The following is a 12,183-nucleotide window of genomic DNA, read 5'->3' as shown; positions in this document are numbered from 1 at the left end:
GGTTGGCTTTCCCTCTGGCTAGAATAAATCAACCCTACCATGCTGGGGGACTTTGGACAATTCTGATCAAAAGTTCTTTGTCTAAAGGGGATTCAAGAGGCGCTTCTGGCTTATTCGACGCGCTGAAGGGGGGTGAGTCGGGGATCGATGATCTTTTGTCCGCCGTCGGGAAAGCGGATCGCCAGCGTGACTTTTTTGCCAGAGGAGAAGACATGTGTGATTTCACCTGCGCCAAACATGCGGTGGATTAGTCGATCGCCTACCTTCCAATTGGTTGAAACGGTGCCCGCAAAGTTAGATTCTGGCTCTTTTTGCGCGATCGGCTTTGTCCAGCGAGTTGGCAGTCCGGCTCCGACATTGGTTTCCATCAGATCTTTGGGCAATTCTGACAAAAAGACAGACGGGCTGGCAATTTCGCGATTTCCATACAAACGACGTTCGCGGGCGTAGGTGATGAAGAGGCGCTCTTGGGCGCGAGTGATGCCCACATAACAGAGGCGACGTTCTTCTTCGAGGGCAGAAGGGTCGTCGAGCGATCGAAAGCTCGGAAACAACCCTTGCTCTAAGCCCACCAAAAACACAACGGGAAATTCTAATCCCTTAGACGAGTGCAGCGTCATCAGAGACACTTTGGTCGATTCGTCTTGTTTGTCGTCTAGATCGGATTGCAGGGCGGCGTTTTGCAGAAAAGCCGTCAGAGAATTGTTGTCTTCGTTTTCTTCTTCAAATTGCAGAACGGCATTGTAAAGCTCCTGGACGTTTTGAAAGCGTTCTTCGGCTTCGTCGGTGCCCTGAGATTTTAAGTCCTGCACATAGCCAGAATCTTCGAGAATGCCCTGGACAATTTCAGACGCGGAGGCAGTTTCTAGCTGCTCTTGATATTTTTGAATGGTTTGAGCAAAGCTGATGACCCCTTTAGAAGCGCGCCCTGCCAGGGTTTTGACCGACGTTTCATCAATGAGAATTTCCCAGAGCGGAATCGCTAATTCTATAGAGGCTTTTTGCAGAGCATCGATCGACGCTTTACCCACTCCTCGTCTTGGCGTATTGATCACCCGCAGTAAGCTCATGGTGTCAGAAGGATTGACGATCGCTCTCAAATAGCCCAACACATCTTTAATTTCTTTGCGATCGTAGAATCGCAGACCGCCGACGACTTTGTAGGGAACGCGCGATCGTACCAGTGATTCCTCAAGGGCGCGAGATTGGGCGTTGGTGCGATAGAGAATGGCAAATTTGCCCCAGTGCAATTCGGGGTTTTGACGCTCTAATTTTTGAATCTGCTGTACCACAAATTCAGCTTCGGCAACCTCGTCGTCAGAACGGTGACAATAGACAGATTCGCCTTCTCCACGGGTTGGTTTTAATACTTTGTCGATGCGTTCGGTGTTGTTTTCGATCAGGTGATTGGCCAGTTGCAGAATGTTCTCGGTGGATCGATAGTTTTCCTCTAGCTTGACCATCGTGCGCGTATCGTCGTCGGGCAAGCTATCGCCAAAATCTTGCTGAAACCCCATGAGAATCTTGAAGTCAGCCATTCTAAACGAGTAGATCGACTGGTCTGCATCCCCGACTACGAAGATCGATCGATAGTTCCAGTCTTCAAACGATCGGGCGGCTTCTCCATTCGTAGCTAATAGCTGAACCAAATCATACTGAGTCTGATTAGTATCCTGATATTCATCGACGAGAATGTGTCGAAAGCGTTTGTGCCAGTATGCGCGAATCTGTTCGTTTTGGCGAAGCAATTTCACCGGAATCAGGATTAGATCATCAAAGTCTAATGCATTATTTTCGGCTAACTTGTCTTGATACATGCTGTAGACATTCGCAATCACCCGTCCTTTAAAGTTGGGTTGTTCTTGCTCTAGATCTTGCGGTGACCAACCTTTGTTTTTAGCGTTGCTAATCGCAAATCTTACCGATCGCGGATCAAACTTTTTGTCATCCAAATTCAATTGATTGATGATGATATCTTTGACCAGACTTTGAGCATCTGATTCATCAAAAATCGAAAAGCTCTTTGTCCATTTGCGTCCTTTCTCGTCCTGAAATTTCTCGATATCAAAGCGCAAAATTCGTGAACAAAGCGCGTGAAACGTCCCAATCCACAAATCTTTGATGATGTTTTTATACACCTTCGATCGCAGACTGGTTTGTTGATGAGCGGGAAGGGCTTCGAGGGGCTTACCAAAATCGGCGTGGGCCTGGCGATCGGCAAACAGTTTCTCGATCCGCTCCTTCATTTCTTTGGCGGCTTTGTTGGTAAAGGTGACGGCCAAAATATTCTCTGGGTCAACCTTATGAGTCAGGACGAGATTGGCAATCCGATAGGTCAACGCGCGCGTTTTGCCAGATCCCGCCCCTGCAATCACCAAAAGCGGCCCACAGTGATGTTCGACCGCTTGGCGCTGTGAAGGGTTGAGGTGACTGAGAAAATCAGTAGGTTGCGTCATGGCAGGATCAAGGGGAAACAGTCTCTATCTCAAGCCTATCGCATCTTGGGGGTGAGGAGTGAGGGGGAGGAGGGAGGAGGGAGGAGGGAGGAGGGAGGAGGATTTTGTTAGAAGGTGCCTCGTGTTACGCCTAGTTGGTTGTGTAGGTTTAGGTCGCGCCAGAGTTGAGAGCCGTTGATTTTGCCTTCGAGGAGTTGACGGTAGCGATCGATGGTCTCGATCACTTGGCTGGGCGTTTCGTTCACAAATTCGATGCGGAAGTGTTGAACGCCCCATTCTCGCAAGTGTTGAAAATATTCGGCTCCAGTTTGGGCCTTCCCATTAAAAACGGTGTTTCGGCAGCCTGAGTCGGCTTTGAGAATATGTTCTGTACCGATGCGATCGCGTAGTTTGACTTCGTGTTCTTCGCAGGGTCGCCCACAGTTTGTATAATCCGTTCCTTCTGACAGAAAAGCACAGAAGACGCAGTGTTCCATATGAAACATCGGCATGTGTTGGTGTAGCGTGACCTCAAACCATTCCGGCGGACAGCTTTTTAGCAATGCTTGAAGTTGAGCAATGTTGAGATCGTAAGATGCCGTCAAGCGTTGTAGTCCGCGTTGGATAAAGTGATCTGCGGTGAGTGGATTTGCTACATTTAATGAGAAATCTCCGATACAGTTATCCTGTTCAAAAAACTTTAGATGATCGTAATTTCTGACTAAATATCCGTCTGCCTCACTCGCCCGAACCTGCTGCAAAATCCAGGTTTCGCCCGGTTTGGTAATGCGAGGAGGGGCGACGAAGATCTGTGAGGGGTGAGGCGTGCGTGAGGCGTGACGAACTAATTGGACGGCTTGGCGGTAGTTGCGAGGGTCTTCAAATTCGCAGTAGAGGGTCTGAATGTTAGCTGAGATGGCCGCCTGAAGTTGGTCTAAATTGCGAACCAGAACGATTAGATTAGCTGAGGTAGAAATGGGACTATGAGAGACGACAGGCAGCAGCGTTTTGAGCGTAGCGGTGGGGTGAAGTTGCCAGCGTTTGGGTTGGGCGCGGAGTGCTTCTAGCTGAGTAACGATTTCTCGCCGCAGACGGTTGAGTTCGCTGACGGGTAGCATCACGGAACCCTGCACAGAATTGGTGAGCGTTTCTAACAAAAAGGGCGTGTTTCCTAATCGTCCTAGCTGTTCTTGTAAGCGATCGCTCGTCAACGGTTTGCTGTGCGCTTCGACTAACGCCATCTCGGACTCAACCTGGACAAGATTGCCGGATAAATCACGCGCGATCGCAATCAATTTTTGCCCCACTGCGCCATGAACTTCTAAGGAAATCGGACGCTGAAATTGGGGATGTTCGCCCGTGAAACTTTGTCTGACCTGTCGATCGAGTTCTGGGTCACTGGTTTTCCAGACGCGATCGCCGAGGTGGATTTTTCGCAGATTTAACGCCGATCGTCCAAATGAGAGAACGGCTTCTCGATCGTACAAGTCAACGGTGTAAACTCGTCCGCCTTGTTCGGCAGCTTCGGGGTGCCCACTGTCAAACACGATGCCGTCTCCTGGCTTAACGGGCGCTTCTAATTGGATCGTGACCTGCTCCCCCCGAATCTGAGTGACTTCGCCCAAATACACGCCGCGCTTTTTGCCAAATCTTGCATGGACTAATTCTTGATTGTTGATGCCTTCAAACCAGCCTGTAGAGAGGCCACGAGAGAAGGCCATTTCCAAGTTGTAGCGATCGGGTGTGGGGTGTGAGGGGTGTGGGGTGAGGGGTGTTGAATTCGCTTCGGGTTGTGCGGATTGCATGACGCGATCGAGAGCCTGACGATAGACGCGGGTGACGTTGGCGACATATTCTGGAGACTTGAGGCGACCTTCGATTTTGAGGCTAGTGACTCCGGTTTTGACGAGTTCTGGTAATACGTCTAGTCCGGCGAGATCCTGGGGACTGAGAAGATACTTGCGATCGCCCAACTCAACAACTCTGCCATCTGAAAGCAACTCATAAGGCATTCGGCAAGCCTGAGCGCATTCCCCTCGATTGGCAGAGCGTCCACCCAGCGATTCACTGGTCAAACATTGCCCTGAATACGCCACACAGAGCGCCCCATGTACAAACACTTCGAGCGGCAGGGATTTTTGTTGAGTGATCTGATGCTGGATTTTGTGAATCTCTTTCAGCGAACATTCTCGCGCCAACACCACCAACTGAGCACCGATCGACTCCGCAAACTCAACCCCTGCGGCACTGGTAATCGTCATCTGCGTCGAAGCGTGAATCGGAAAATCGGGCGAAAGGTGCCGAATCAGCCGACAAATGCCCACATCCTGCACGATCGCCGCATCGACCCCAGCCGCAATAATGGTGCGAAGATACTGCGCTGCCTCGACCAATTCTTGAGGAAAAATCAGCGTATTCAGCGTCACATAGCCCTTGACCCCGCGAATGTGCAAAAATTCCATTAAATCGGGCAAATCCGCCTCACTAAAGTTTTCGGCTCTCATGCGGGCGTTAAATCGCTCTAGCCCAAAATAAATCGCGTCGGCTCCATTCTCGACGGCCGCCTTGGCACAGTCCCAATGTCCAGCAGGGGCAAGCAGTTCAGGTCGATGCAGGGTTGACTGATGCGAATTAGAAGCTGGGTTGGGAGCGGTGTACATGACAAGGAGAAAGCAGGGGCTTATTTATGATAGCGGCCGTGGGGAATCAGAGTTAGAAGCCAAAAGAGAAGAACAAAAGATGGATCAGAAGAAATTCGGGCGTTGCTGAATCAGAATATGAATCTGTCCGTCGAAGCTGAATACTCTCGCCCCCTAAATCCCCCACAAGTGAGGGACTTTGAACGAGAAATATTGTCTCAAAGTCTCCCAAAATTGGCAGATTGGGGGGCAGAAGTGCTGAACAACGAAGCGAGAAAACTCCATCGACTTCACGTTCAATGATCAGGACGATTATTAATAGGCAACACGTCAACTTAAAGCCAGTTGCCAACCAGGATAAACGGGGGCAATAGAAGGGATGGGCGTACTGTGGGTTTTTCAGGAGTATGAGTTGAGCTTGTCGGAGAATCTCTGCTCTACTTACTCTGCTCTACTTAAATGTTGCTGAGTCAAAACGCTATAAAACTCAGCCATCAAATCTGCGGTCGAGTCATTGCTTACAGACCACAATGTTGCCAGGGTACTCCGGGCACCAGAACGCACCGCCAGTCCGGACAGATCAATCAAAAATGGAAGGTCGCGATCGACAGACCACGATTCTTTCTTAGGTCGCTCTTTTGAAGTTGTATTTATCAGAGAACTACGTCAAAGCAAGGTTGAAACAATGTTCTGACTGGATCAATGTCGAGTTTGATCAGCCCAGGGCGTGAGCATTGTTGAAATCCATTTTAAGCCGTAGTCGATCGCCAGTCCGATCAGTCCGATCAGTAGAATGCAGAACAAAACTTTCTCAGTTTGCAGAAACCGCTGTGCCTGGATGATTCTAAATCCTAAGCCCGTTTGAGCGGCGACCAGTTCGGCAATGACGAGGTAGTTCCATGCGCCAGAAATATTCACTCGCAAGGTATCTAACACGCTCGGAAAAGTCGCGGGAACAATCACCTTAAACAAAACATCGCGTCGAGTTGCACCCAGCGTATAGGCAACATTGATCATCTCACCGGGAATAAACTTCACCGCATCCGCAACCATGATCGCGTTGTACAACACAACTCCTAATGTAATGATCAAGATTTTTGATTCTTCACCCAACCCCAGCCAGATTACAATCAACGGCACAAAGGCGGTCACGGGCATATAGCGCACAGTTCCCACAAACGGCGCAAACAAACTGTTCATGCTGTAGAACGTCCCCATCGCAATGCCCATCGGCACCCCAACGATCGCTGCTGTCAAAAAGCCCACCAACACTCGACCACAACTGACCAGCACATCCGCCATCAGGTCATTGTTTGCAAACATCTCAATTCCCGCTTGCACCACTGCCGTCGGAGTCGGCAAAAACATCGGGGGAACTAGCTTGGCATAGCTGACGATCGACCACAATAACAGCGGCACCGCCATCGAAACTGCGACAATCAACACAGCCAATCGCCGCGAAAAGCCCTGCCGAATGCTCCAGAAGACCGAAGGCTTGAGATAGTGATATTGACGATCGGGTGCAGGAGATGAATCTAAACTCGCATTAGCCACAGAAATAGTCCTTTACAGGTGATACAACGATTTGCGGTAGAACGTTGGCTCTATCACTGATCGGCAATGTCAACCTTCGTCAACATTCACTGACATCTCTTTTAGTCTAGGGAGACATTCAGGCTTTTTTGTATTCAAAGCTACTCGATCGGCTTTTTGCACCTGAGTAAAATCACAAAATCAAGTATTTCTAACGTCCCCGCGTAAGTTTTCAGCCGCTCACCTGCCGGAAGGATTTATTTGTTTTTATTAAACAGAGTAATTGGTTATGTATCTAAACTGACACTCTGAGACCACACAATCTAGTTAGCTAGTAGAGATTCGACGTTGTTGCCTACTCCTGGAAGCTCCACTATGCTCGATACTCGATCGCAAGACTTACAGCGTGAGCGGACTGCCACCGACCTGACTTCAATGCCTGCCAAGCTTGAGGTTCGTGACTTGTCCAAGTCGTTTGCGATTCAGAGCGGCGCTTTGACAGTTTTGGAGAATATTAACTTTCAGCTTTTTGCGCGAGAGTTTGTCTGTCTGGTTGGGGCATCTGGGTGTGGCAAATCGACATTGCTCAACATTGTGGCGGGGCTGGCCAGTCCTTCTTCGGGTCATGTGCTGGTGGACGGGCGAGAAGTGACGGGCCCAGGCTCCGATCGCGGAATGGTCTTTCAAAACTACACGCTTTATCCGTGGCTGACCGTTTCTCAAAACATTGCCTTTGGGTTGCAGCTTCGTAAAATGCCCAAAACCGAGCAGCGAGAGCGAATTGAATATTATCTAGATGTGGTGGGGCTGACCCAGTTTGCCAAGTCTTACCCCAAACAGTTGTCGGGTGGTATGAAGCAGCGAGTGGCGATCGCCCGTGCATTAGCCAATGAGCCAGCCGTGTTGCTAATGGATGAGCCGTTTGGGGCGCTAGATGCTCAAACCAAAGAGCAGATGCAGCAATTTTTACTTGAACTCTGGGAACAAACCCACGTCACCGTTTTGATGATTACCCACGATGTCGAAGAAGCAATTTTTCTATCTCAGCGCGTCTATGTGATGAGTGCGCGTCCGGGACGAATGAAGCTAGAAGTGCCCGTTAATTTGCCCGGACACCGCGACTTAGATATGAAGCTGTCGCCTGAATTTGTGGAAGTAAAACGTCAGATTTTGCATTCCCTTCGCGACGAGTAAACCATCCCAGCTAACAGAATGCTAACCCTGTGACGGCGGTTAAAGAAACGAATGTTTGGGTGGATAAATTGGGGGCGATCGATGAAAAATCTTGGCGGAGGATTCGATTAAACTTGCATTGAAAGCAGGATGTGGCGTTGCTGAATCAGGGGATGAATTGCCCCAAAGCGGCGGGAACCCCAAGGTTCAAAGTCCCCCAATTTTGGGGGATTTAGGGGGCGAAAAGATGGACACTTCTCACAGATTCATCCCTCCAATCAGCAACGCCCTAAAACTGTATCTTTTGTGATTTACTTTATGCTCTCCGAGGAATTCTCGAATGTTTAATTTTCGCTCAATCAAACTGATCGCCTTTGCATTGGTCGCTCTATTGTGGACGGTTGCGTGTTCTCCTCAATCTGCCAGTAACAACGCAGCTAACAATCCTGCTCAACCCCAAACGCTGACGATCGCCACTAACCCCTGGTCTGGCTATTCGGGGCATCACGTTGCGGTGAAAAAAGGCTTTTATGAGCAAGCTGGCCTCAAAATTCAGGACATTTTGTTTCAATCCAACACAGAGCAAATTACGGCGTTTCTGTCGGGTAAGGTTGATCTGGCGTGGCTGACCGCGGGGGATGTGATTCAAATGGCTGGCAAAGATCCCAACCTCAAAATTATTTTTCTCTGTGATTACTCCAACGGGGCGGATGGCATTCTCGGACGCGGCATCAAAACACCTGCTGACTTAAAGGGTAAAACGCTGGCTCGTGAAGATGTGTTGTTTCAGAAAGTGCTGCTGCGGGCGTATCTCGACAAAGGCGGGGTGACTGAAAAGGATTTTACGATTAGAGATATGCCTGCTGCCGATGCGGCGACAGCCTTTAGCGCCAAACGAGTGGATGCGGCGGTGACTTATGAGCCGTTTCTGACTAAAGCAGCCAAAGAAGGCGGTGGAGAAGTAATTTTTAGCTCTAAAGGCACGAATTTGATTGCGGATGTTTTGGTGACCCGTCCCAATTTGATTGCTAATCGTAGAACCGAATTGCTCTCAGTTCTCAAAGCGGCCGATCAAGGAATCAAATTGCTGAAGGCGGGCGATGCGGATGCGATCAATGCCGCCGCCGAAAAGCTAGGAATCAAACCCGAAGAACTGCGCGAACAACTCACAGGAATCACGCTGTTTGACATTGAGGGTAATAAGACGATCGGGTTCAATCCTGATCATCCTAACAATGCGATCAAGAGTTTTGAATTGGTTGCTAAAGCTGCTTACGATTTTAAGGTGGTGTCGCAACCGCTGGATGTCAAAGCACTCTATGATGATTCGCTTGTAAAGTCGCTCTAGAATTGAGATTGTTTGAGAGTGGAGATCAAATTTTCACTCTCAAATGATGACAAAACTTCTTGGGCGGTGACCGTTAATAGATTAGGGTTTTAGAACTTTTGTCAGTCAATCACCTCGGATGACTCTGTGCAACAACATAATATTGAATGCTGAACAATACAGTCATTTTTATATGAAACTCGATCGAAAAGTTGTTGTGATTACAGGAGTCGGGTCTGGAATTGGACGATCGGCTGCCCAAATTTTTGCACAAGCAGGCGCGACGGTGTTTGGAGTCGATGTTGATATTGAAGCAGGTCGATCGCTTGCTCAAGAACTCAGTTCTCTCAAGTTTGAGTTTTTTGCCGCCGATTTGTCTGAGCAGCAGGGAGCCGTAGAGACGATCGCCGCCTGCCATCAAACCTATGGGCGAGTCGATGTTCTTTACAACAATGCTGGAATCTCTGTTGTTGAGCCGTTTTTAACCGTTAGTCAAGCAACGCTAGAAAAGATTTTGGCGGTTAACTTTTTGGCTACTTTTTATCTTTGTCAGCAGGTGATCCCCATTATGCAGCAGCAAAAAGCAGGCGTGATCATCAATACGGCTTCTGAGTTGGCTGTAGTCGCTCAACCTTTGTATTCTGCTTATTGCGCCAGTAAGGGAGCCGTGTTGTCTTTTACTCGTGCTTTGGCGCTGGAATATGCTCGCGATAATATTCGCATTAATGCACTGTGTCCGGGCCCGATCGACACTCAAATGTTGGATCAGGAATTTGAACTAGACGCTGACCCAACTAAAGCCAGAGAAGACAGCATTGCAGGAATGCCGATCGCTCGTCTAGGACAGCCGGACGAAATCGCTCAAGTGGCCTTATTTTTAGCCAGTGATGCGCCTCGATTGCTACATGGCTCAACGCTACTCGTGGATGGCGGAAAAACAATTTTGTGAGAGGTGATCAGACGGACAACCCGGCTTGCGTCTGGCTTCTAGATACTCGACAATGATTTGCTGATAGCGCTCTTGACCAAAGATTTGATAATGCCCTGGATAAACGGTTTGAATGGGAAGCATTTGTAAACGTTCATAGCTGGTAATGTAAGTGGGAATATGACTGCAATGAAGCTCATCTAACAAATCGCCATCATAAATGACATCGCCAGAGAACAATTCATCACGCTGCGGATCATACAATCCAATACACCCCGGAGAATGCCCTGGTAAGTGCAGTACTTCAAAGGCTCTATCGCCCAGATCTAATACGTCGCCTTCCTGTAGGATTTGAGTCGGTTCGGTCGCTTGCAGCGTGTATTGTTCTACAGTGAATTGAGGATGGGGCAGCAAATCGAAATGTTCTTGCAAAACAAATCCATGTTCGGGGCTGCATAGCGCTTCATGATCGTCACCCGTTCGGAGTGCGTCAGCTTCGGCAGCGTGAATAGCTCGATGGTCAAATTCGTGCATTCCGCCAGCGTGATCAAAGTGAATGTGAGAGGCGATCGCTAATAGCGGTTTGTCCATTAAGGAGGCAATATGTTGGCGTAAGCTAGAAACGCCCAATCCGGTGTCAATCAGCAAATCTCGATCGCGTCCTTTGATCAGCCACAGATTAGCGCGATTCCACCAGTAGTAGTGCGGTTCGCTAATCAGATACAGTCCATCATTGATCTTTTCAGTCGAAAACCATTGTTCACAAGCTAATTGAGTGTTTTCCATTCTCATCACCTCTCATGATTGATTTAGACACTATTTTTACGGTTGGATCTGATCCTAACGCAGTCTTTACTGCATTGATGCCAGCATTGTGTGAAGCATTAGAGTGCGATCGCTGTTTCCTTTATCTTCGCAATCCCGCAACTAGCCAAGGAACGGTTACTCACTGTTACAGCCGTCATTCACCGTTTGCCGACCTGACAGGCTCAACATTTATTGAAGCAGAGGCTGTAGAAGATCCTTTAATGGGGATGGCGTTTCGCACTCCAGAAGCGGTGTTTGTAGACGATATCGAAACAGCAGGTTCCGACGTGGTGAATGTGGTTTACGAGCGAGAAGCTTTTGGGCATCGTGCCTTAATTCATGCACCTCTTTACTACAAAGGTGAGCTTTATGGCATTCTAGAACCCTGTGTGTTTGGGCAGCCTAGAAAATGGAGTGAGCACGATCGCGCCCTCATTCACCTGGTACAACAGCGATCGACGACCTTTGTCGTTCAGTATCTTCGGCAGTATGTTGATAGTGTGGGAATTCTTGAGCGATCGCCGCTGCAATCTGTTGAGCAATCTGGGCTGACATGAGAGTTCCTTTCTCGATGCTGGCAGTCTTGGCGGAAGACAACACTCCCGAAGGCGGTACCCAGTCTAATTTTGGTGGATACAGATCATAGGGCGGAAAGTCAGCGGGCTTGTCGTCTGGAATCAAGTGCAACCGAACTAACTTGGGATGATAGTGCAACATGAGCGAGGTTTCTATCACGGCCGCATGTTCGAGTGCATAGCCAGGAAAGCCATCTGGAAAGACTTGGCTGAGAGTTAATTCGGTCAAAAAGTCCCAATATTCTAGTCGCATGACTTTCAGATTCGGCGCAGTGCCCACATCTCGAAGCGCCAGGTCAATTCCTTCTGTCAAAAACCATTGATTCTCATAGTGTCCATCAATGACAACCAGGCTAGTTGCTCCCTGCCGCGCCAACTCTCGAATCACATCTCGAATCATCTGACTCAAGGTATTCCCATCTAAGCTAGTTGTGCCAGGAAAGTGCTGTCCGCCGCCTGATTTGGGTTGAGACTTGTAGCCATAGCTAAAGGTCGGAGCAACAATCCCATTCACAAGTTCGGCTACACTTTGAGCGATCGCTGTACTCAACAAAGCATCCGTTCCCAAAGGCAAATGAGGGCCGTGCTGTTCGAGTGCGCCACAGGGAATAAACACCGGGACTTTAGTCTGAATCCGTTCTCGATACTCAACCCAACTAAGCGAACTCATTAATAGTGGATGCATAGAACCGCTCCTATCATGACCCTAACAACAATTAGACCTTTCCGAGAATTTACAAGCGAGACTACTCCTGGGTTTGAGGTC

At 48.8% G+C, this 12,183-nt stretch carries 9 protein-coding genes and 1 pseudogene; 4 read left to right on the top strand and 6 right to left on the bottom strand.

The window, feature by feature from the left end; genetic code table 11:
- Window positions 1-110: 110 nt before the first annotated feature.
- The 4 genes from pcrA to ACKFKF_RS31935 form a co-directional block, all read right to left on the bottom strand.
- The gene (pcrA, locus tag ACKFKF_RS31950; RefSeq protein ID WP_446871422.1) at window positions 111-2,456 is read right to left on the bottom strand and encodes a DNA helicase PcrA; all 2,346 of its coding nucleotides are present in this window, start codon (window positions 2,454-2,456) and stop codon (window positions 111-113) included.
- 107 nt (window positions 2,457-2,563) lie between these two features.
- The gene (locus ACKFKF_RS31945; RefSeq protein ID WP_446871421.1) at window positions 2,564-5,095 is read right to left on the bottom strand and encodes a DUF3656 domain-containing U32 family peptidase; all 2,532 of its coding nucleotides are present in this window, start codon (window positions 5,093-5,095) and stop codon (window positions 2,564-2,566) included.
- Window positions 5,096-5,515: 420 nt separating this feature from the next.
- Entirely contained in the window at window positions 5,516-5,662 is a 147-nt protein-coding gene (locus tag ACKFKF_RS31940) for a CHAT domain-containing protein (RefSeq protein WP_446871419.1), read from the bottom strand.
- A gap of 111 nt (window positions 5,663-5,773) precedes the next feature.
- Window positions 5,774-6,628: an ABC transporter permease gene (locus ACKFKF_RS31935; protein WP_446871418.1), complete on the bottom strand. Its 855-nt coding sequence runs from the start codon at window positions 6,626-6,628 to the stop codon at window positions 5,774-5,776.
- Window positions 6,629-6,982: 354 nt separating this feature from the next.
- On the opposite strand from ACKFKF_RS31935, the gene ACKFKF_RS31930 reads away from it, so the two are divergent.
- The 3 genes from ACKFKF_RS31930 (at window position 6,983) to ACKFKF_RS31920 (ending at window position 10,056) form a co-directional block, all read left to right on the top strand.
- Window positions 6,983-7,801, top strand: coding sequence for an ABC transporter ATP-binding protein (locus ACKFKF_RS31930; protein ID WP_446871416.1), 819 nt, complete (start codon window positions 6,983-6,985; stop codon window positions 7,799-7,801).
- A 319-nt stretch (window positions 7,802-8,120) separates the two neighbouring features.
- On the top strand, window positions 8,121-9,128 hold the full coding sequence (locus ACKFKF_RS31925; RefSeq protein WP_446871415.1) for an ABC transporter substrate-binding protein: 1,008 nt from the start codon (window positions 8,121-8,123) through the stop codon (window positions 9,126-9,128).
- A gap of 172 nt (window positions 9,129-9,300) precedes the next feature.
- Window positions 9,301-10,056: an SDR family NAD(P)-dependent oxidoreductase gene (locus ACKFKF_RS31920; RefSeq protein ID WP_446871414.1), complete on the top strand. Its 756-nt coding sequence runs from the start codon at window positions 9,301-9,303 to the stop codon at window positions 10,054-10,056.
- On the opposite strand, the gene ACKFKF_RS31915 is transcribed toward ACKFKF_RS31920, so the two are convergent.
- The gene (locus ACKFKF_RS31915) at window positions 10,024-10,821 is read right to left on the bottom strand and encodes an MBL fold metallo-hydrolase (RefSeq protein WP_446871413.1); all 798 of its coding nucleotides are present in this window, start codon (window positions 10,819-10,821) and stop codon (window positions 10,024-10,026) included. The two genes, ACKFKF_RS31920 and ACKFKF_RS31915, sit on opposite strands and share 33 nt — an antisense overlap.
- A 14-nt stretch (window positions 10,822-10,835) precedes the next feature.
- Here ACKFKF_RS31915 and ACKFKF_RS31910 point away from each other — a divergent pair.
- Window positions 10,836-11,225 (top strand): annotated as a pseudogene (locus ACKFKF_RS31910) (GAF domain-containing protein); the annotation flags it as partial.
- Between the two features lie 49 nt (window positions 11,226-11,274).
- Here the strand turns inward: ACKFKF_RS31910 and ACKFKF_RS31905 are convergent.
- Window positions 11,275-12,102, bottom strand: coding sequence for a creatininase (locus tag ACKFKF_RS31905; protein WP_446871412.1), 828 nt, complete (start codon window positions 12,100-12,102; stop codon window positions 11,275-11,277).
- Between the last annotated feature and the right edge of the window lie 81 nt (window positions 12,103-12,183).

It is taken from the genome of Phormidesmis sp. 146-12 (assembly GCF_052939495.1).
Note: the sequence above shows the minus strand (reverse complement) of the source record. Positions and strands in the feature narration are given on the sequence as shown.

Bases quoted from the DNA above. Each gene is read 5' to 3' on its own strand.
- pcrA (WP_446871422.1), bottom strand. From the start codon at position 2,456: ATGACGCAACCTACTGATTTTCTCAGTCACCTCAACCCTTCACAGCGC.
- ACKFKF_RS31945 (WP_446871421.1), bottom strand. From the start codon at position 5,095: ATGTACACCGCTCCCAACCCAGCTTCTAATTCGCATCAGTCAACCCTG.
- ACKFKF_RS31930 (WP_446871416.1), top strand. From the start codon at position 6,983: ATGCTCGATACTCGATCGCAAGACTTACAGCGTGAGCGGACTGCCACC.
- ACKFKF_RS31925 (WP_446871415.1), top strand. From the start codon at position 8,121: ATGTTTAATTTTCGCTCAATCAAACTGATCGCCTTTGCATTGGTCGCT.
- ACKFKF_RS31920 (WP_446871414.1), top strand. From the start codon at position 9,301: ATGAAACTCGATCGAAAAGTTGTTGTGATTACAGGAGTCGGGTCTGGA.
- ACKFKF_RS31915 (WP_446871413.1), bottom strand. From the start codon at position 10,821: ATGGAAAACACTCAATTAGCTTGTGAACAATGGTTTTCGACTGAAAAG.
- ACKFKF_RS31905 (WP_446871412.1), bottom strand. From the start codon at position 12,102: ATGCATCCACTATTAATGAGTTCGCTTAGTTGGGTTGAGTATCGAGAA.